The following is an 18,315-nucleotide window of genomic DNA, read 5'->3' on the forward strand; positions in this document are numbered from 1 at the left end:
CGGCACGGCTCCGGGTCCGCCGCGCGGCTACCCGGACACCGTCCGGCGTTCTACTGCTTGCGGGCGCGGCTCGGCTGGACCCTGGCCGGTTCGCCGGGCATCTTCGGGTGGTCGGGCGGGTACGGCAGATCGCCCAGCCCGTCGTCGGCGGCGTGCCGGTCGGCCAGCTCCAGGAGGGATTCCAGGCCGTAGGCGTGCTCCGTCATGTCCGCGTGCACATCGCCGAGTTCCGCGAAGCGGGGCGGGACGGTGCGCAGGTCGAAGTCCTCGGGCGCGGCGTCGGGCAGCTCGTCCCAGCGCAGCGGGGTGGAGACGGTCGCCCGGGGGCGGGCGCGCAGCGAGTAGGGCGAGGCGATGGTGCGGTCGCGAGCCATCTGGTTGTAGTCCACGAAGACCTTCTCGCCGCGCTCCTCCTTCCACCAGGCGGCGGTCGCCAGCCGCGGCAGCCGCCGCTCCAGCGCCCGCGCCACGGCGATCGCCGCCCGTCTGACCTCGGTGAACGTCCACTCGGGGCGGATCGGCACGTACACGTGCACACCACGGCCGCCGGAGGTCTTCGGCCAGCCGCGCAGCCCGTGGGCGGCCAGCAGCTCGCGCAGCTCGTGGGCGACCTCGACCGCGTCGGCGAAACCGGTGCCGGGCTGCGGGTCGAGGTCGATGCGCAGCTCGTCGGGGTGGTCGGTGTCGCCGCGGCGGACCGGCCAGGGGTGGAAGGTCAGACAGCCCAGGTTGGCGGCCCACAGGACGGCAGCTGGTTCGGTCGGGCACATCTCGTCGGCGAACCGCCCGCTGGGGAAGGTGATCCGGGCGGTGGGCAGCCACTCCGGCAGCCCCTTGGGCGCCCGTTTCTGGTAGAAGAACTCGCCCGCGACACCGTCGGGGAACCGCTGCATGGTGGTGGGCCGGTCGCGCAGACCGCGCAGCACCCCGTCCGCGACCGCGAGGTAGTACTGGACCACGTCCCACTTCGTGAAGCCGCGTTCCGGGTAGTAGATCTTGTCGGGGTTCGACACCCGTACGGTGCGCCCCGCGACGTCCAGCTCCACAGCTCGGGCTCCGGCCATGCCTCCACGCTAGGTTCCGTGCGGGAGTGCCGCGCGCCGGGCGGCGGGGCGCCCGGCGGTCCCCGGCGGGCGCAGGCGGCGCCCTGCCCCCAGGATCGGGAGCATGGACCTGCCCGTGATGCCCCCGGTCTCCCCGATGCTCGCGAAGTCGGTGGCGGAGATCCCCGCCGGCATGCAGTACGAGGCGAAATGGGACGGGTTCCGGGTCATCGTCTTCCGGGACGGCGACGAGGTGGAGATCGCCAGCCGGACGACGAGGTCGCTCAGCCGCTACTTCCCCGAGGTGGTCGACGCCGTACGGGAGGAACTGCCGCCGCGCTGTGTGCTGGACGGCGAGATCGTCGTCGCCCATGACGGCCGGCTGCACTTCGAGGAGCTGCTGGAGCGCATCCACCCGGCGGCTTCCCGGGTCCGTACGCTCGCCGCGCGCACGCCCGCCTCGCTCGTCGCCTTCGACCTGCTGGCGCTCGGCTCCGCCGCGCTGCTGGACGAGCCCCAGACGGCCCGCCGGGAAGCCCTGGTCGAGGCGCTGCGGACGGCCCGGCCGCCGGTGCACACCGCGCCGGCGACCCTCGACCGGGAACTGGCGGCCCGGTGGTTCGCGCAGTTCGAGGGCGCGGGGCTGGACGGGGTGGTCGCCAAGCCGCTGGACCTGCCGTACCGACCGGGCGACCGCGCGATGTTCAAGATCAAGCACGCCCGGACCGCGGACTGCGTCGTGGCCGGCTACCGGCTGCACAAGAGCGGGCCGGTGGTCGGCTCGCTGCTGCTGGGGCTGCACGACGACGCGGGGCACCTCCAGCACGTCGGGGTGTGCGCCGCGTTCCCCATGGCCGAGCGGCGCCGGCTCGTCGAGGAGCTGGCGCCGCTGCGGATGGCCGACGTGGCCGGCCACCCCTGGGGCGACTGGGCCGACGAGGCGGCGCACGTGTCGCGGCGGATGCCCGGAGGGCCGAGCCGGTGGAGCGGCGGCAAGGACCTGTCGTGGGTGCCGCTGCGCCCGGAGCTGGTGTGCGAGGTGGCCTACGACCACATGGAGGGCAGCCGCTTCCGGCACACCGCCCGGTTCCGGCACTGGCGGCCCGACCGTACGCCGCAGAGCTGCACCTACGCGCAGCTGGAGGAGCCGGTGGGCTACGACCTGGGGGAGCTGCTGGGCGGCTGAGCCGCGCCGTTCACCCGCTCACCCCGGCTCGCCGTCGGGCGGCCACCGGCGCCGGCTCTCCCCCGGTGCGAGCCGGTCGACGACCTCGGCCAGTTCCGTGCACGCCTGCTCGATCTTCCGTCGGATGGTGCTCTGCTCGGTGACGATCGCCGACAGCAGCAGCGCGGTGAGCGCGGCGGAGGCGTTGAGGGCCTGGAGGTTGACCATCGACTCCAGGAGGCTGTGCCCGGTGAACGGTCCGCTGCGGCCGGTCGCCGCGTTGATCGCGAAGACCGACATCACCAGTACGCAGGGCGCCGCTCCCACCAGTTGGAACCGCAGTGCCGCCCACACGATCACCGGGAAGACCAGGAAGAGCAGGGACATCGAGCTGCGGGTCGTCAGCAGCGAGACGACGACCGTGCCGGCCAGCAGCACCGCCGCCTCGGCCCAGCGGTAGAGGGGGACGTTCCGGGGCGGACGGACGTTTCGGAAGGCGAGCAGCAGCGGCGCGATGACCAGGACGCCCATCGCGTCGCCCACCCACCAGGCCGACCAGGTACGCCAGAAGTCGCCGGGCGGCAGTGCCCCGGTGAGCACCTGGGTGCCGCTGCCCAGCGTCGCGCTGATCACCATCGCGGCGAAGGCGCCGAGGGACACCAGGGCGACGCCGTCGCGCAGCCGGTCCAGTTCGGTGCGGAAGCCGACCCGCCGCAGCATCAGGCAGGCGCAGACCGGCGCGAGGGTGTTGCCGGCCACCACGCCGAAGCCGGCCAGGTCGAGCCTGGTGAGTGTGGAGATGACCAGGAGAGTGCCGAGGGCGATGCCCGGCCACATCCAGAGGCCCAGCAGGAGCAGGCAGCTCAGCGCGATGCCGGTGGGCGGCCATAGGGGCGTGACCACCGCACCCGCGACCACGACCTGCTCCAGCAGGCCGACCTTCGCGGACGCCCAGTAGACGCCGGCGAGTACGAGGTTCGCCAGGGCTGCCGCTGCCGGCCGACGGAGTTCCCCGGTGCGTACCACGTGTGCCATCAGACAACGCCGGTGGCCGGGCGCCGGCCGCGACACGCGCCCCCGGCGCGTGCTTCACCCGGCCCTGCCGTCCGCGCCGTCGAAGCGCAGCACGATGACCGCGGCGTCGTCGGTGTGCCCGGTCAGCTCGGCGACGCACATCACCGCGTCGGCGACGTCGGCGGGATGGTCCCCGGCCTTGGCGCTGACCAGCCGGGTCACCTGCGCCAGTCCGTCCTCGATGGGGAAGCAGGGCCCCTCGACGACCCCATCGGTGAGCAGCACGAAGGCGCCCGCCGTGGTCAGCCGCCGCCGGGTGACCGGGTACCGCTCCCCCGGCAGGATGCCCAGCGGGACGCCGCCGGGGTCGTCGGTCACGCCGTGGCGGTCGTCGGTGGTGGCCCAGATGCCGGGGACGTGGCCGGCGCGGGCGCTGGCCAGTTCCCAGCGGACCGGGTCGAAGCGGACGAAGGTGCAGGTGGCGAAGAGTTCGCAGTCCACGGAGAGCAGCAGGTCGTTGGCCCGGCTGAGCACCTCGCCGGGGTCGGCGGCGTGCGCGGCGACGGCGCGCAGCCCGATCCGGATCTGGCCCATGAAGGCCGCCGCCTCGACGTCGTGGCCCTGCACATCGCCCACCGAGAACGCCAGCGAGCCGTCCGGCAGCCGGAAGCCGTCGTACCAGTCGCCCCCGATGGCCAGGCCGTGCCGGGCGGGGGCGTAGGTGGCGGCGGTGCGCAGCCCGGGAAGCTCGGGCAGCGCGCCCGGCAGCATCTCGCGCTGCAGCGCCTCGGCGAGTTCGACCCGGGCCCGCTGGAGTTCCGCGCCTTCCCGCGCCTGGGCGGTCAGCCGCCCGAGCGTGGTCAGCAGATCGTCGGCGCTCGCCGACCGCGGGGGACGACGCCGAAGCATGGCTTCATGATATTTCGGGGGTCCGGCATCCGCTTCACGACCCGGGGCGCCACGGCCGTCACTCCCCGGCGGCCGGCCGGGACGCCGTCAGGTGGCCGACGCCCGACCGTACGGCCCAGAAGAAGACGGCCAGCGCGACGGCGGCCACGGTGAGCGAGTCGTACGGGGCGGGCAGCCGTCCGGAGCCCTTGAAGGTGCCCAGCCAGGACAGCAGCGTCAGGGCGAGGAGATAGACCACCAGCCAGGCGCCGGTGCGCAGTTCGGCGCCCAGCGGGCGGCGCGGCCCGGCGCCGTCGTCCTCCGCGGCCCGCGCGCCGGGCCGCCGCATCAGCAGGAAGACCAGCAGTCCGGCGAGCACCAGCGGCAGCGCCAGCCGCAGATCGTGCCAGCCGGACCAGTAGACGAACTCGCTCGCCACCACGAAGCTGACCGGCGCGATCCAGCGCAGGCCCGGCACCCACCCGGCCGTGCTGCCGCCCGGCTCGGCGCGGAAGACCGCGACGGCGACCGCGGAGGCGGCGTAGATCAGCAGGTACATGTCGCCCATCACGCTCACGATGTCCTGCCAGCCGCCGAACGGCAGCAGGAACAGCACGATGACGACCAGGTTGATCGCCAACGCCCGGCGGGGCACGCCGAAACGCTCGTCGACCTTCATGAAGTAGCGGGGAATCGTGCCGTTCTTGGCCAGCGCGTAGGTGTGCCGGGCGTCGATCGCCACCCCCACGTACGCCGAACCGCCGGGCGAGAGCACCGCGTCGGCGTAGAGCAGGCTGGACAGCCAGTGCAGGTTGAGGATCAGTGCCAGCTGCCCGAAGGGCGAGTCGAAGGAGACGCCCTTCCAGCCGCCGCCGAGCAGGTTCTCGGGCACGGTGAACAGGAAGGCCAGTTGCAGCGCCAGATACATCAGGACGGCCAGGCCGATGCCGGTGAGAACGGACCACGGGATGGTGCGGCGGGGGTTGCGGGTCTCGCCGGAGAAGTCCAGCGGGGCCTGGAAGCCGTTGACCGAGTAGACGATGCCGCCGCCGGCCAGCGCGGTCAGGCAGGCGACATAGCCGTACGGGGCGAAGCCGCCGTGGTCCGTCAGGCGCCCGGAGTGCCAGCCGGAGGCGATCAGGGCGAGCACGGTGAGGACCGGGACGGCGATCTTGAACACCGAGACCAGGTTGTTCAGCCGGGCGAACATCCGCACCGCGAACCAGTTCAGCGCGGTCAGCAGCACGCTGAGACCGGCGGCCAGGGCCAGCCCGGAGGCGGTGAGGGTGTGCCCGTTGTACAGGCCCGGCAGGTAGTGCGCGGTGTACTGCATGATCGCGCTGATCTCGGCGGCGGTACCGCCGACCGACAGCAGCACCGACCAGCCGACGAGGGTGCCGACCAGCCGGCCGCTGGCGTACAGCGGCCAGCGGACCGTACCGCCGCCCTCCGGCCGGGACGCGCCCAGCTCGATCATCACCAGCGCGACCAGCCCGCACAGCAGGCCGGCCGCCACCCACGACAGCAGGGCGGCGGGTCCGGCGGTCTGCGCGGCGTACATGGCGGCGAACAGCCAGCCGGAGCCGACGATGTTGGAGAAGCCGATCCCGGTCAGCCCCCAGAACCCCAGGTCGCGGTGCAGCCGGCGCTCCTGCATCCGCACGTCCGGTGCGCCGCTCCCGCCGTATTCCTCCGGTACTTGACGATCCGTCACGAACACGGCCTCCTCGACTCTCTGTTCCGGCTGGTCAGGACCCTACTCGACGTGTTCGCGACAGGGGCGCGGCCGGAGATGGCGAACAGGGGGCAGGAGATGGCGAGGAAGGGACCGGACAGGAGCCGGGGACCTAGCCGAGCCGGTCGGGCGGGACGCCGAAGGTCGCCGCGAGACCGTCGCGCCCGGCGTCGGTGAGCCGGACGACCCGCCGGTAGGTGCCGTGGCGCAGCCAGTCCAGAGCGAACATCCGGGCGGTGACCGCGGCGCCGAGGGCACCCGCCAGGTGGTGGCGCTGTTCGGCCCAGTCCACGCAGTAGCGGACCGCGGCGCGACGGCGCGGCAACCGGTCCAAGTCGACGCCGAACGCGGTCAGTTCGCGGCGGCCGGGCGGGGTCAGCAGGTAGCCGACGCACTCGGTGTCCGCGCCCGTCCGCTCCTCCTGGAGGACGCCGCCCGCCAGCAGCGCACTCATCAGGGCGACACCGAGGCGGCCCGCCAGGTGGTCGTAGCAGAGCCGGGCGCGCAGCAGGGCCCGGGCGCGGGTGTCGGCGTTCAGGGAGCGCACCGGGAGCGGGCGGGCGATCATGGCGAGCTGCTCCAGGGCGCGGGCGACGTCGGTGGTGGCGAGTCGGTAGTAGCGGTGCCGCCCGTCGAGTTCGACGGTCAGCAGCCGGGCGTCGCGGAGCCTGGCCAGGTGGCCGCTGATGGTGGAGTTGCCCACCCCGGCCTCGGCGGCCAGCGCGCTGGCGGGCAGCGCACCGCCCCCGGCGAGAGCCATCAGCACCCTGGCGCGGGACGGGTCGCCGATGGCCGCCGCCACCTGCGCGATGTCGGCCTCGGTGGCGCGTTCGGTCTCGTTCCGGGCATCCATGGTGCGACGGTACGCCCAAGACGATTCGGCAGATGGCGAAACGACCTCGCGCCGCGGGGCACCCGGTACGGCGGCCGTACGGCGCGGCGCCTCGCCCCAGGAGCGCTGCCCCGAGGGGCAGAACGTTTCGCCGGGGACCGCAGTATTCCGCCAGGACACTGACCGCATGCCGACACTCTCCACACCGCTCCGCACCCCTCCGGCCACCCGCCCGATGTCCCCGCTGTCCCTGGTGGCCGTCTGCCTGGGCTACTTCATGGTCATCCTGGACGTCACCGTCGTCACGGTGGCGCTGCCGGAACTCGGCGGCGCGCTGCACGCCGGGGTGACCGGGCTCCAGTGGACGGTGGACGGCTACACCCTGGTCTTCGCCGGGCTGCTGCTCTTCTGCGGCGGGCTCGGGGACCGGCTCGGCGCCCGGACGGTGTTCCTCGCCGGGCTCGCGGTGTTCACGCTCGCTTCGGCGGGGTGCGCCCTCGCGCCCGCGGTCGCGGTACTGGTCGTGGCCCGGCTGGTGCAGGGGGTCGGCGCCGCGCTGCTGGTGCCCGCCTCACTCGCGCTGCTGCGGGCGGCCTGCCCCGACCCGGCGTCCCGCGCCCGTGCCTTCGGCCTCTGGGGCATGGTCGCCGGTCTCGGCGCCGGGGCCGGGCCGGTGCTCGGCGGGGTGCTGGTCACCGCGCTCGGCTGGCGCTCGGTGTTCTTCGTGAACCTGCCCGTGGGGCTCGCCGCGCTGCTGCTGACGCTGCGGTGGGTACCCCGCTCCCCCGCCGCCCCGGCCCGGACCGGTCTGGACATCCCGGCGCAGACCGCCGCGGCGGTGAGCGTGGCGGCGCTGGCCACCGGCTGCATCGAGGCCGGCCCCCTGGGCTGGACCCACCCCGCCGTGCTCGGCGCGTTCGCCGTCACGCTCCTCGGATCGGCCGCCTTCCTGTTCCTGGAGCGGCGCTCGGCGGCGCCCATGCTGCCGCCGGCTCTCTTCCGCAACCGGGCGTTCTCCGCCTCCGCCGTCATCGGCGTGCTGCTCAACACCGGTTTCTACGGGCTGCTGTTCCTCGCCCCGCTGTACTTCCAGCAGGTCCACCACTACAGCGCGCTGCGCACCGGCATCGCGCTGCTGCCGGCCGTCGGGCTGGTGGCCGCCGGCTCCGCGCTGGGCGGGCGCCTGACGGCCCGGACGGGTCCGCGGCCCCCGATGGTGGCGGGCCTGGCCGTCGGCGCGGCGGGCCTGGCCGGCTGGCTGTGCGCGGCCCCCGACACGCCGTACCTCGCCCTGGTGGCCCCGATGGCCGCCGCCGGGTTCGGTACCGCGTTGACCATGCCGGCGTCCACCGCGGCCGTGATGGACGCCGCGCCCGGCGAGCGTAGCGGCGCCGCCGCGGCGGTCTTCAACGCCGCCCGCCAACTGGGCAGCGTCCTCGGTGTCGCCGTCTTCGGGACGCTGACCGCCGCCGGGCTCGTCCCGGGGCTGCACACCGCGGTGTCCGCCGGCGCGGCCGGCTTCCTGGTCGCGGCCGGACTGGCGGCGCGATACGTCCCGGGGACCGCCGGGACGCGCACGACCGGTCGCTAGCCGGCGGTCCGACCGGGTCAGCCGCAGGTCCAGCACCCGGCCCAGCAGGCCAACCGGGCGCTGTGGTCGCGCAGCCGGAGCGCGGTGAGCCCGTCGTCCGGGACCTCGTGCGACACGGGCCGGGTGCCGGCGAACCGGGCGCACAGGATGACGGTCAGTGCGGCGAGTTCCTCGGGCTCGGCGTGGCCCCGGACGATCCGGAACCGGATCTCTGACGGGTCATCGGTCGGGCGGGTCACACGGCCGACGCTAGGAGCAGCGGCGGGCCGTGTCGCGCGGGAGCGGGCCCGGTGTGCGCCGTTCGGGCGGCCGGACAACTCCCCAGGCGTGATTCCGCCGGGCCCTGCCGTGTTGAGCGCGGGGCGCGCGCGGCGGGCGGTCAGGATCGCGCGCAGGTACGGGCACGTACACCGGCACGGGACGACGAAGTGGAGAGGGCGGGACGATGAGACGTGAGCGGACCGGCGAAGAGCGGGACCCGGCGCCGGACGACGGGCGCCGGGACTTCCTCAGATGTGCGGCGGGGTTCGCGGGGACGGCGGCCTCGGTGGGGCTGGCCGGCGGGGCCGCCGCGGTGCCGGCCGGCCGGTCGGCACAGGAGGCGGCGCCGGCCCCGTACGGCAGGTCGGACGACGGCCGGCGGCTGCCGCCGGACCGGGTGCCGTTCCACGGCTGGGCGCAGGCCGGGATCGTGACACCGCAGCAGTTGTTCGCCGGTTTCGTCGCCTACGACTTCCTGGGGCAGGACCGAGCGGCCCTGACGAAGCTGTTGCGGCGGCTCACCGAACGGTGCCGGGTGCTGGCGGCCGGGGTGAAGCCGGCGGACGAGAAGGTGGCGTCGGAGCGGTCCACGCCGGACTCGCTGTCCCTCACCGTCGGCGTGGGGGCGTCGCTGTTCGACGACCGGTTCGGGCTCGCCGGGCACAAGCCGCGGCACCTGAAGGCGATGCCCGCGTTCCCCGACGACCGGCTGGACCCGGCGCGCTGCCACGGCGACCTGTCGTTGCAGATCTGCGCGGAGCACCCGGACGCCGTGGTGCACGTGCTGCGCGACCTGGCCCGGGAGACGGAGGGGATGCTGCGGCCTCGCTGGCGGATGGACGCCTTCATGAACCCGTCGCGGCCGTCGGGTTCACCGCGGAACTTCCTCGGCTTCAAGGACGGGATCGTCAATCCGGACACGTACTCGGCGGATGAGGTGGACCGGCTGCTCTGGGTGACGCCGCGGTGCGGTGAGCCGGAGTGGGCCGTGGGCGGCAGCTACCAGGCGCTGCGGCTGATCCGCTTCCACACGGAGTCCTGGGAGCGGGTGCCGGTGTCCCACCAGGAGCGGATCTTCGGGCGGCGCAAGGCGAGCGGCGCTCCGCTGGACGGCGTGCGCGAGAACGACCCGCCGGACTACGACGCGGACCCGGACGGCAGGAAGATCCCGTTCGACTCCCACATCCGGCTGGCCAATCCGCGCAGGCGCGGCACCGACGACTCCCGTTTCCTGCGGCGGAGTTACAACTACAGCACGGGGTTCGACCAGCGCGGCGAGATGGACCTGGGACTGGTCTTCGTCGGCTACCAGCAGAATCTGGAGCGGCAGTTCGCCACCGTGCAGCGGCGGTTGCGGCACGAGCCGCTGTCCCGGTTCATCACCCCGTTCGGCGGCGGCTACTTCTTCGTGCTGCCCGGCGTACGGGACCGGGACGACTGGTTCGGATCCCAGCTGATGCGGGACACCCGGCCCCGCGGCACCTGAGGCGCCAGACGACACGCACCCCGCGAAGACGCCCCGGGGCGCCTCGGCTCACGAGGCGCCCCGGGGCGCGCGTCGTCCGGGGTGCGCGCGGCGGTGCCGGTCAGCCGCAGTTGCCGGCCGCCGGCCTGCCCGCGAAGCGGTCGGCGAGCCAGTCGGCGGCCGGTACGGAGCCCACGATCGCGCCGGCCACATGCTCACCCAGGGGGACCGAACTCCACTGCACCGGGGCGCCCTTGGCGCACCAGTCGGCCCGCAGCCGCCTGCCGACGGCGTACGGGATCAGCTCGTCGGCGGTCCCGTGGTACAGGTACACCGGCGCGTCCGGCGTACCTGTGCCGAGAGCGGATTCCCGCAGCCGCGCCTGCCAGTCCGGCTCGTACAGCGGGTTCTTGACGGTCACGTCGGAGATCCGCTTGAAGAGGCCGGCGGCGACGTCGGCGGCGACGCAGTTGTTGCGCAGGAAGTCGACGTAGTGGCGGCCCTTGTCGTTGAGGTAGCGGTCCAGGTGCAGCTCCGGGAAGGCGGCGTTCTGGCCGATGGCGGCCATCAGGATCAGCCCGGCGCCGATGGTGCCGTTGTCGGCGTCCGCGACCTTGAGCAGATCGGCCGGTACGCCGCCGGTCGCGGTGCCCTTGACCTTGAGCTCGGGCGCGTAGGAACGGTGCAGTTCGGCCGCCCAGCCGCTGGCCTGGCCGCCCTGGGAGTAGCCCATGATGCCGACCGGGGAGTCCCCGCTGACCCCGGCGGCGCCCGCCCCGGGGAGCCGTTCGGCGGCCCGGGCCACGTCCAGGACCGCCTGGCCCTCGGCTCGCCCCACGGTGTAGGTGTGGTCGCCGGGGGTGCCCAGGCCCTCGTAGTCGGTGACCGCGACCGCCCAGCCGCGGCGGGTGAGCTGCTGGATGAGGTTGGCCTCCATGGTGGTGCCCTTGGGGAAGCCGGCCGAGGGTGCGCAGGAGTCGGCGAGGCCGACGGTGCCGACGGCGTACGTGACGAGCGGGCGCGGGCCGTTCTTGCCGTCGTCGGGGACGATGACGGTTCCGGAGACGGTGTTGGGGGTGCCCTTGGCGGTGGTGGAGCGGTAGGTGAGGTGCCAGGCGCGGGTCCGGGTGGGCTGGCCGGGCAGCGGGTGGAAGGAGGTCGGGGCGGCGGTCACGATGTCACCGGGGCGGCCGTCCCCGGGCGCGGGCTGCTGCGCCGTCGCGGCGCCCGCGCCCGAGAGGCCGAGCAGCAGGGCCAGGGCGGCGGCAGTGGTCGGTAAAGCGGAGCGAAGGTGCATACGGCTCTCCCAACTGACCTGAGGGCTGGGGTCGTTGGGCCGACCGTAGTGACTCGCGGGTAAGGAGGGGGCTGACCGGGACGCTCAGCTTTGCTGGCCGTGCGGGGCAGGCGGCGGGCGCCCGCCGGGATCGGCACCGCCGCCCTGCAGTCGGTAGGCGCCCGGTGTGGTGCCCGTCCAGCGGCGGAAGGCGCGGTGGAAGGCGGTGTCCTCGGAGAAGCCGATCCGCGCCGCGAGTTCGGCGATCGGCTCCCGCCCGGCGGTCAGCGCGGTGATCGCCGCGTCCCGGCGTACCGCGTCCTTGAGCCGCTGGTAGGAGGTGCCCTCGGCCTGGAGCCGGCGCCGCAGGGTCGCCGGGCTGACCGCGAGCCGGGCCGCGACCTCCGCGGCCTCCGGGAGCCGCGCGGGCGCCGGAGTCCGCAGCGCCCGGGCGAGGGTGCGCCGCACCTGCTCGGCGACGGTGGTCCCGTACTCCCGCCGGGCCAGCAGATCCGCCGGCGCCCGTCGCAGCATCGCGGTCAGCGCGGTCTCGTCCCGCACCACGGGCGCGGCCAGCCAGTGCGCGTCCCAGCCGGCCGCGGTGTGCTCGGCGCCGAAGCGGACCGGGCAGCCGAAGAGCAGGTCGTACTCGCCGGCGTGGCCGGGCGCCGGATGCGCGAACCGGGCCCAGCGCAGCGGGATGCGCCGCCCGATCAGCCAGCTGGAGAGCCGGTGGAAGATGATCAGTACGCATTCGGCGAGGAAGTCGGCGTCGTCGTACGGGCGCAGATCGCTGCGTACGGAGAAGACGGCGGTGCCGGAGGCGGTGCCCCCGTCGACGGACATCACCGGGCCGCCGGGGAACAGCGCGTAGAAGCGCGCGGCCCGCTCCAGGGCGGACCCCAGGTCCGGGCAGCCCAGGCAGGCATGGCACATCATCGCGAAGGTGCCGCGGCGGCTGGGAACCGGGCCCAGGCCGAGGAACTCGTCGTCGGTGGCGCGGTGCAGGGCCCGGATCAGGAGGGCGAACTGCTCCCCGGTGACCCGGGCCCGGTCGTCGCCGAGCAGCAGCGGCGGGATCCGCGCGCCCTGGAGCAGCGGCACGGTGTCGATGCCGAGCCGCCGCGCCCCGCCCAGCGCGGCCCGCACATGGTGCATCGCGATCGTCGAGCGCCCCATGGCCCGACACGGTAGCCGCCGTGGGCGCAGAGGTCAGCGGCCGAACTCCCCGCCGCGCTCAGCAGATCCGCGGCAGCTGCTCCCCCAGCGGCAGGTCGACCACGCGCGTACCGCCCAGCGGGGTACGGGCCACCACCATCCCGGGGTGCGCCGCGACCGCCTCGCCGATCACCGCGGCCCCGGCCCCCAGGGGGTGCGCGCGCATCGCGTCCAGCACGGCGTCGGCGTGCTCGCGGGGGACGAAGGCCACCAGCTTGCCCTCGTTGGCGACGTACATCGGGTCGAGGCCGAGGATGGCGCAGGCGTTGGCGACGACGGGCGGGACGGGGATGGCGCGCTCGTTGATGACGACGCCGGTCGCGGAGGCGGTGGCGATCTCGTTGAGCGCGGCCGCCAGTCCGCCGCGGGTGGGGTCGCGCAGCACGTGCAGATCCGGGGTGACGGCGAGCATGGTCTGGACGAGGCCGCCGAGCGCGGCGCAGTCGCTCTCGATCTCCACGCCGAACTCCAGGCCCTCGCGGACGCTCATGATGGCCACGCCGTGGACGCCGAGGTCGCCGCTGACGATCACCACGTCGCCGGGCACCACCCGTTGCGGACGCAGATCGACGCCCGGCGGGATCAGCCCGATGCCCGCGGTGTTCAGATAGACCCCGTCGCCGTGGCCGGCCTCGACGACCTTGGTGTCACCGGTCGCCACCTCCACCCCGGCGGCCCGCGCGGCGGCGCCCAGAGCGTCGGCGACCCCGGCGACCACCGGCATCTCGACGCCCTCCTCCAGGATGAACCCGCAGGAGAGGTAGGCGGCCCGGGCGCCGCTCATCGCGAGGTCGTTGACGGTGCCGTTGACGGCCAGGTCGCCGATGCTGCCGCCGGGGAAGAACAGCGGCCGGACGACATAGGAGTCGGTGGAGAAGGCGAGCCGCAGACCGCCCAGGGAGAACACCGCGGAGTCGCCGAGCTGGGCGAGGAGTTCACCGCCGAAGGCGGGGACGAAGATCTGCTGGACGAGTTCGGCGGAGAGCGCGCCGCCCCCGCCGTGCCCCATGACGACGCGGGGGGTCTCGCGCAGCGGGGTCGGGCAGGTCCAGCCGGAGATGTCGACGGCGGGCAGGTCGCGGGGGCTCTGGGAGGTGGTGTCAGACAACGGGGCTCGCCTCCAGCGGGGTGGGCGTGACGCCGAGTCGGCGGTAGAGGTAGTAGGCGGCGCAGGCGCCCTCGCTGGAGACCATGGTCGCGCCGAGCGGGGTGCGCGGGGTGCAGGTGGTGCCGAACGACGGGCACTCGTTCGGCTTGATCAGCCCTTGCAGCACTTCACCGCTGCGGCAGGCGGCGGGCTCGCGGGTGGTGATACCGCCGACCGCGAAGCGGTGTTCGGCGTCGTAGTCGCGGTAGCGCTCGGACAGCCGCCAGCCGCTGGCGGGGATGGTGCCGATGCCGCGCCAGGCCCGGTCGGTGACCTCGAAGACGTCCGCGAGCATGGCCTGCGCCGCCGGGTTGCCCTCCGGCCGGACGGCCCGCGGATAGGCGTTGTCGACGGTGTGTTCGCCGCGCTCCAGCTGGCGGACGGTGCGCCGGATGCCCTCCAGGATGTCCAGCGGTTCGAACCCGGTGACGACGATGGGCACCTTGAAGCGCTCGGCCAGCTCGGGGTACTCCCCCATGCCCATCACGCTGCACACGTGGCCGGCGGCGAGGAACGCCTGGACGCGGCAGCTCGGCGAGGTCATGATCGCCTCGATGGCGGGCGGCACGCGGACGTGGGAGACCAGCAGACTGAAGTTGGGAATGCCCAGCCTGCGTGCCTGATGGACCGTCATGGCGTTGGGCGGGGCGGTGGTTTCGAATCCGATGCCGAAGAACACCACCTCGCGGTGCGGGTTCTGCTGGGCGATCTTCAGCGCGTCGAGCGGGGAGTACACGACCCGGACGTCGCCGCCCTCGCCGCGCACCTGGAACAGGTCGCGGTCGCTGCCCGGTACGCGGAGCATGTCGCCGAAGGAGCAGAAGATCACGTCCGGGCGGGCGGCGATCTCCAGCGCCTTGTCGATGACCTCCAGCGGCGTCACGCACACCGGGCACCCCGGACCGTGGATCAACTCGACCTCATCGGGAAGGAGTTGGTCGATACCGTGGCGGATGATCGTGTGCGTCTGGCCGCCGCACACCTCCATCAGCGCCCACGGCCGGGTCACCGTGGCGCGGATCTCGTCGAACAGTCGCCGGGCCAGCTCCGGGTTCTGGAACTCGTCGATGTACTTCACTGCCGCGCCTCCTGGCCCACTTCCGCCGCCGCTTCCCACGGGTCGCCGAACTCCTCCTGGAGCAGGCCGAGTTCCTCGAAGAGCGCCAGGGTCTTCCGGGCCGACTCCTCGTCCAGCCGTTGGAGCGCGAAGCCCACATGGACGATCGCGTACTCACCCACCGCCAGATCCGGTACGTACTCCAGGCACACCTCCTTGACCACGCCGCCGAAGTCGACGGTGGCCATCCGGGTGCCGTCCCGTTCCTCGATCTCCATCACCTTGCCGGGCACCGCCAGGCACATGGGTCCTCCTCGTCGTGCGGGTACACAAGCGGGTAGAAAAGGGTTACGAGCCGCGCGTCCGGGCCGCGACCAGCAGCTGACCGAGCGCCAACCCGCCGTCGTTGGGCGGCACTTGGCGGTGCCGCAGCACGGTGAAGCCGTCCTGCCGCAGCAGAGCGGCGGCGGTCTCGGCCAGCAGGGTGTTGGCGAACACCCCGCCGGTCAGCGCGACGGTCGCCAGCCGGGTGCGCTCCCGCGCGAGGATGCAGCAGCGGCGGACGAGTTCGGCGACCGCGGTGTGGAAGCGGGCCGCGATCACCGCCCGGCAGGTGCCGGCGCGGACGTCCTCGGCAACGGCGGTGAGGACCGGGGCGGGGTCGGCGACGAGATCGGCGCCGGCGGCCCCGGCCCCGATGCGCAGCGCGAAGGCGTAGCCGGGTCCGTGGTCCTCACCGGCGGTCAGCGCGGCGGCCTCCAGCGCGATGGCAGCCTGGGCCTCGTATCCGGCCCGGTGGCAGATCCCGGCCAGCGAGGAGACCGCGTCGAAGAGGCGGCCCATGCTGGAGGTGGGCGCGCAGTTGAGATCTCGCTCCAACTGGCGGGCCAGCAAACGTCGTTCGTCCGGCGGGCAGGCGGCCACCGGAGGCAGTTCGTCGCTCCAGGGGATCCCGGCGGCGTGCAGATGCGCCAGCGCCATCCGGTAGGGACGGCGTACGGAGGTGTCGCCACCGGGCAGCGGGACGTAGCCGAGCTGGCCGAAGCGGCGGTATCCGGCGTAGTCGGCGAGCAGCACCTCACCGCCCCAGACCGCGCCGTCGTCGCCGTAGCCGGTGCCGTCGAAGGCGACACCGATCACCGGGCGGCTGCCGTCCAGTCCGTGCTCGGCCATGGCGGCGGCGATATGCGCATGGTGGTGCTGGACGTGGACCAGCGGCCGGCCGTCGGTGTGGCGGCGGGCCCACTGGCCGGTGCGGTAGCCGGGGTGCCGGTCGGTGGCGAGCAGCCGCGGGCGCACCCCGGTGATCGTCTCCAGGTGCGCCCCGGCGCGCTCGAACGCCAGCTGGGTCGCCAGGTCGTCCATGTCGCCGATGTGCGCGGACAGCCAGGCGCGCCGCCCCTCGCCCAGGCACAGCACGTTCTTGAGGTCGCCGCCGGTCGCCAGCGCGGGCCGTACGGGGACGGGCAGGGCGATCGGATACGGCGCACAGCCGCGCGAGCGCCGGACGTACAGCGGCTCCCCGTCGCTGATCCGGACCACCGTGTCATCGCACGGGACCTGGATCGCCCGGTCGTGGCCGAGCCAGGCGTCCGCCAGGTGCGCCAGTCGCTCCAGTGCCTCACCGTCGTCCGTGACGATCGGTTCGCCCGCGACGTTCCCGCTCGTCATCACCAGCAGCCGGGGCCCCGGGGGGTCGCCCGGCAGCCCGAACAGCAGGTGGTGCAGCGGCGTGTACGGCAGCATCACCCCCAGGTCGGGGCTGCCGGGCGCGACGGCGTCCGACACCGCCGGTGCGCCGGGTGCCGCCCGGTCCCGCCGGCGCAGCAGCACGATGGGCCGAACGGGCCCGGTGAGCAGCGCCCGTTCGTCCGCGCCGACCGCCACCAGCCCGTCCACATCGGAAATATGACGGGTCATCAGCGCAAACGGTTTGTCGCCGCGGGCCTTGCGCCGCCGCAGCAGCGCGACGGCGGCGTCGTCACCGGCGTCGCAGACCAGGTGGTAGCCGCCGAGTCCCTTGACCGCCACGATCGCGCCGTCGGCGAGCAGCCGCCGGGTCGCGGCGACCGGGTCCCCGGACACCGGGCGCGGCGCACCGGCGGGATCGTCCGGTGCGGCGGCCAGCAGCCGGAGCCGGGGGCCGCAGTCGTGGCAGGCGATCGGCTGGGCGTGGAACCGCCGGTCGGCCGGATCGGCGTACTCCGCCGCGCAGCGCTCGCACATGGGGAAACGGCCCATGGTCGTCTGCGCGCGGTCGTAGGGCAGGGCGCGGACGATGGTGAAGCGCGGCCCGCAGTGCGTGCAGGTGAGGAAGGGGTGCCGGTAGCGGCGGTCGGCCGGATCGGTCAGCTCGGCCAGGCAGGCGTCGCAGGTGGCGGCGTCCGGGGCGACCAGGGTGCGGGCGGGGCCGTCGCGGCGGGACGGGAGGATGGCGAAGCCGGTGTCCCCGGCGACGGCGATGTCCTCGCCCTCGACGGCCTCCACGACGGCCAGCGGCGGCGCCTCGCCACGGATCCGCTCGCCGAAGCGGAGCAGCGCGCCGGGCGCGCCCTCGACCTCGGCGACCACGCCCTCGCCGGTGTTGGTGACATGGCCGGTCAGCCCCATTTCGGTGGCCAGGCCGTGGACGAACGGGCGGAACCCGACGCCCTGGACGATGCCGCGCACGACGATCCGGCGGCGGGCGGCCGTCGCGGCGGCCTCGGCGGAGCGCGCCGCTCCGGTGCGGGGGGCCGCCCCTGCGTACGGGGCTCCCCGCTGCTCGACCGGAGTCGGAGACTCGGGGGTGGATGCGGGAACGTGGGGAGCAGCGCCCGCACCGGGCCGCCCTGTGGTCATGAGCGGCTCGACCCCACGGCTCCGGGGTCGCCGACGCGGTCCGCCGTGCCGTGATGGTGCGGATGGTGGTGGCCGGCGTCGTGCACATGGTGCGACTGCCGGGTCATGACCGGGATGTGGACCGGCCCGCCGTCCCGTGCCGCCAGCGCCCGGTCGAGCAGCACCCCGTCGCCCTCGGCGCCGCGCACCGAGGTGAGCACGACCTCGACACCGGGGTTGACCCGCTCCACGTTGGCGCGGAACGCCGCCTCGTCGAAGCCGACCGCGCGGGCGATGTCGGTCTTGGTGACCACCACCAGGTGGGCCAGCCCGAAGGCCGTCGGGTACTTCAGCGGTTTGTCCTCGCCCTCGGTCACCGAGGCCAGCACGATGCGCAGCGTCTCCCCCAGGTCGTAGGAGGCGGGGCAGACCAGGTTGCCGACGTTCTCGACGAACAGCAGCCGGGTGTCCGCGGGCAGCCAGCCGTCCAGGTGCCCGCCGAGCATCTCGGCTTCGAGGTGGCACAGCCCGTCGGTGAGCACCTGTTTGACGGGCACTCCGGAGCGGGCCAGCCGGACGGCGTCGTTCTCGGTGGCCAGGTCGGCGGTGAGCGCGGCGACCGGCACCCCGCGGCTGCGGGCCAGCGTCAGCTCCCGTTCCAGCAGGGCGGTCTTGCCGCTGCCGGGGCTGGAGAGCAGGTTGACGACCGCGGTGCCGCGGGCCGCCAGGTCCTCGCGCAGGGTGTGGGCACAGGCGTCGTTCTTGGCGAGCACCGCCTGCTGGAGGTCGATGACACGGCACAT

16 protein-coding genes are annotated in these 18,315 nt (G+C 74.1%); 3 read left to right on the top strand and 13 right to left on the bottom strand.

Annotation, left to right across the window (positions count from 1 at the left end; translation table 11 throughout):
• Positions 1-50 precede the first annotated feature (50 nt).
• Positions 51-1,064 (bottom strand): non-homologous end-joining DNA ligase, encoded by a 1,014-nt coding sequence (ligD, locus tag GR130_RS24535; RefSeq protein ID WP_201304982.1) that lies wholly within the window; start codon positions 1,062-1,064, stop codon positions 51-53.
• Positions 1,065-1,167: 103 nt separating this feature from the next.
• Here ligD and GR130_RS24540 point away from each other — a divergent pair, with 103 nt between their 5' ends.
• Positions 1,168-2,229 (top strand): ATP-dependent DNA ligase, encoded by a 1,062-nt coding sequence (locus GR130_RS24540; RefSeq protein ID WP_159506712.1) that lies wholly within the window; start codon positions 1,168-1,170, stop codon positions 2,227-2,229.
• Positions 2,230-2,247: 18 nt separating this feature from the next.
• Here GR130_RS24540 and GR130_RS24545 read toward each other — a convergent pair whose 3' ends face one another.
• The 4 genes from GR130_RS24545 to GR130_RS24560 form a co-directional block, all read right to left on the bottom strand.
• Positions 2,248-3,234 (bottom strand): MASE1 domain-containing protein, encoded by a 987-nt coding sequence (locus GR130_RS24545; RefSeq protein ID WP_201305212.1) that lies wholly within the window; start codon positions 3,232-3,234, stop codon positions 2,248-2,250.
• A 63-nt stretch (positions 3,235-3,297) separates the two neighbouring features.
• A complete protein-coding gene (locus tag GR130_RS24550; protein WP_159506714.1) occupies positions 3,298-4,131 on the bottom strand; it encodes a PP2C family protein-serine/threonine phosphatase in 834 nt (277 codons plus the stop codon).
• Positions 4,132-4,189: 58 nt separating this feature from the next.
• Positions 4,190-5,767: an APC family permease gene (locus tag GR130_RS24555; protein WP_159510184.1), complete on the bottom strand. Its 1,578-nt coding sequence runs from the start codon at positions 5,765-5,767 to the stop codon at positions 4,190-4,192.
• 190 nt (positions 5,768-5,957) lie between these two features.
• Positions 5,958-6,698: an ArsR/SmtB family transcription factor gene (locus tag GR130_RS24560; RefSeq protein WP_159506715.1), complete on the bottom strand. Its 741-nt coding sequence runs from the start codon at positions 6,696-6,698 to the stop codon at positions 5,958-5,960.
• A gap of 166 nt (positions 6,699-6,864) precedes the next feature.
• On the opposite strand from GR130_RS24560, the gene GR130_RS24565 reads away from it, so the two are divergent.
• On the top strand, positions 6,865-8,268 hold the full coding sequence (locus GR130_RS24565) for an MFS transporter (protein WP_236573430.1): 1,404 nt from the start codon (positions 6,865-6,867) through the stop codon (positions 8,266-8,268).
• 17 nt (positions 8,269-8,285) lie between these two features.
• Here the strand turns inward: GR130_RS24565 and GR130_RS24570 are convergent, their stop codons facing one another.
• Positions 8,286-8,507 carry an acyl-CoA carboxylase subunit epsilon gene (locus GR130_RS24570; RefSeq protein WP_159506716.1) on the bottom strand — a complete coding sequence of 74 codons (222 nt, stop codon included), beginning with the start codon at positions 8,505-8,507 and terminating at the stop codon, positions 8,286-8,288.
• A gap of 206 nt (positions 8,508-8,713) precedes the next feature.
• On the opposite strand from GR130_RS24570, the gene GR130_RS24575 reads away from it, so the two are divergent.
• On the top strand, positions 8,714-10,015 hold the full coding sequence (locus GR130_RS24575) for a Dyp-type peroxidase (RefSeq protein WP_159506717.1): 1,302 nt from the start codon (positions 8,714-8,716) through the stop codon (positions 10,013-10,015).
• Positions 10,016-10,115: 100 nt separating this feature from the next.
• On the opposite strand, the gene GR130_RS24580 is transcribed toward GR130_RS24575, so the two are convergent.
• The 7 genes from GR130_RS24580 to hypB form a co-directional block, all read right to left on the bottom strand.
• Positions 10,116-11,291 (bottom strand): lipase family protein, encoded by a 1,176-nt coding sequence (locus GR130_RS24580; protein ID WP_159506718.1) that lies wholly within the window; start codon positions 11,289-11,291, stop codon positions 10,116-10,118.
• 84 nt (positions 11,292-11,375) lie between these two features.
• Complete coding sequence (locus GR130_RS24585) at positions 11,376-12,449, bottom strand: AraC family transcriptional regulator (RefSeq protein WP_159506719.1); 1,074 nt, start codon at positions 12,447-12,449, stop codon at positions 11,376-11,378.
• Between the two features lie 58 nt (positions 12,450-12,507).
• On the bottom strand, positions 12,508-13,596 hold the full coding sequence (gene hypE / locus GR130_RS24590) for a hydrogenase expression/formation protein HypE (RefSeq protein ID WP_159506720.1): 1,089 nt from the start codon (positions 13,594-13,596) through the stop codon (positions 12,508-12,510).
• Positions 13,589-14,713, bottom strand: a complete 1,125-nt coding sequence (gene hypD / locus GR130_RS24595; protein ID WP_159506721.1) for a hydrogenase formation protein HypD — start codon at positions 14,711-14,713, stop codon at positions 13,589-13,591. The genes hypE and hypD overlap by 8 nt, the downstream gene beginning before the upstream one ends.
• On the bottom strand, positions 14,710-14,997 hold the full coding sequence (locus tag GR130_RS24600) for a HypC/HybG/HupF family hydrogenase formation chaperone (protein WP_159506722.1): 288 nt from the start codon (positions 14,995-14,997) through the stop codon (positions 14,710-14,712). The genes hypD and GR130_RS24600 overlap by 4 nt, the downstream gene beginning before the upstream one ends.
• 43 nt (positions 14,998-15,040) lie before the next feature.
• Complete coding sequence (hypF, locus tag GR130_RS24605) at positions 15,041-17,533, bottom strand: carbamoyltransferase HypF (RefSeq protein WP_159506723.1); 2,493 nt, start codon at positions 17,531-17,533, stop codon at positions 15,041-15,043.
• The gene (gene hypB / locus GR130_RS24610) at positions 17,530-18,315 is read right to left on the bottom strand and encodes a hydrogenase nickel incorporation protein HypB (protein WP_159506724.1); all 786 of its coding nucleotides are present in this window, start codon (positions 18,313-18,315) and stop codon (positions 17,530-17,532) included. Before hypB ends, hypF begins: the two co-directional genes overlap by 4 nt.

Source organism: Streptomyces sp. GS7, assembly GCF_009834125.1.
Classification (GTDB): domain Bacteria; phylum Actinomycetota; class Actinomycetes; order Streptomycetales; family Streptomycetaceae; genus Streptomyces.

Bases quoted from the DNA above. Each gene is read 5' to 3' on its own strand.
- hypB (WP_159506724.1), bottom strand. From the start codon at position 18,315: ATGTGCCGTGTCATCGACCTCCAGCAGGCGGTGCTCGCCAAGAACGAC.
- GR130_RS24575 (WP_159506717.1), top strand. From the start codon at position 8,714: ATGAGACGTGAGCGGACCGGCGAAGAGCGGGACCCGGCGCCGGACGAC.
- GR130_RS24550 (WP_159506714.1), bottom strand. From the start codon at position 4,131: ATGCTTCGGCGTCGTCCCCCGCGGTCGGCGAGCGCCGACGATCTGCTG.
- GR130_RS24565 (WP_236573430.1), top strand. From the start codon at position 6,865: ATGCCGACACTCTCCACACCGCTCCGCACCCCTCCGGCCACCCGCCCG.
- GR130_RS24555 (WP_159510184.1), bottom strand. From the start codon at position 5,767: ATGCAGGAGCGCCGGCTGCACCGCGACCTGGGGTTCTGGGGGCTGACC.
- GR130_RS24580 (WP_159506718.1), bottom strand. From the start codon at position 11,291: ATGCACCTTCGCTCCGCTTTACCGACCACTGCCGCCGCCCTGGCCCTG.
- GR130_RS24560 (WP_159506715.1), bottom strand. From the start codon at position 6,698: ATGGATGCCCGGAACGAGACCGAACGCGCCACCGAGGCCGACATCGCG.
- ligD (WP_201304982.1), bottom strand. From the start codon at position 1,064: ATGGCCGGAGCCCGAGCTGTGGAGCTGGACGTCGCGGGGCGCACCGTA.
- hypF (WP_159506723.1), bottom strand. From the start codon at position 17,533: ATGACCACAGGGCGGCCCGGTGCGGGCGCTGCTCCCCACGTTCCCGCA.
- GR130_RS24540 (WP_159506712.1), top strand. From the start codon at position 1,168: ATGGACCTGCCCGTGATGCCCCCGGTCTCCCCGATGCTCGCGAAGTCG.
- GR130_RS24585 (WP_159506719.1), bottom strand. From the start codon at position 12,449: ATGGGGCGCTCGACGATCGCGATGCACCATGTGCGGGCCGCGCTGGGC.
- GR130_RS24600 (WP_159506722.1), bottom strand. From the start codon at position 14,997: ATGTGCCTGGCGGTGCCCGGCAAGGTGATGGAGATCGAGGAACGGGAC.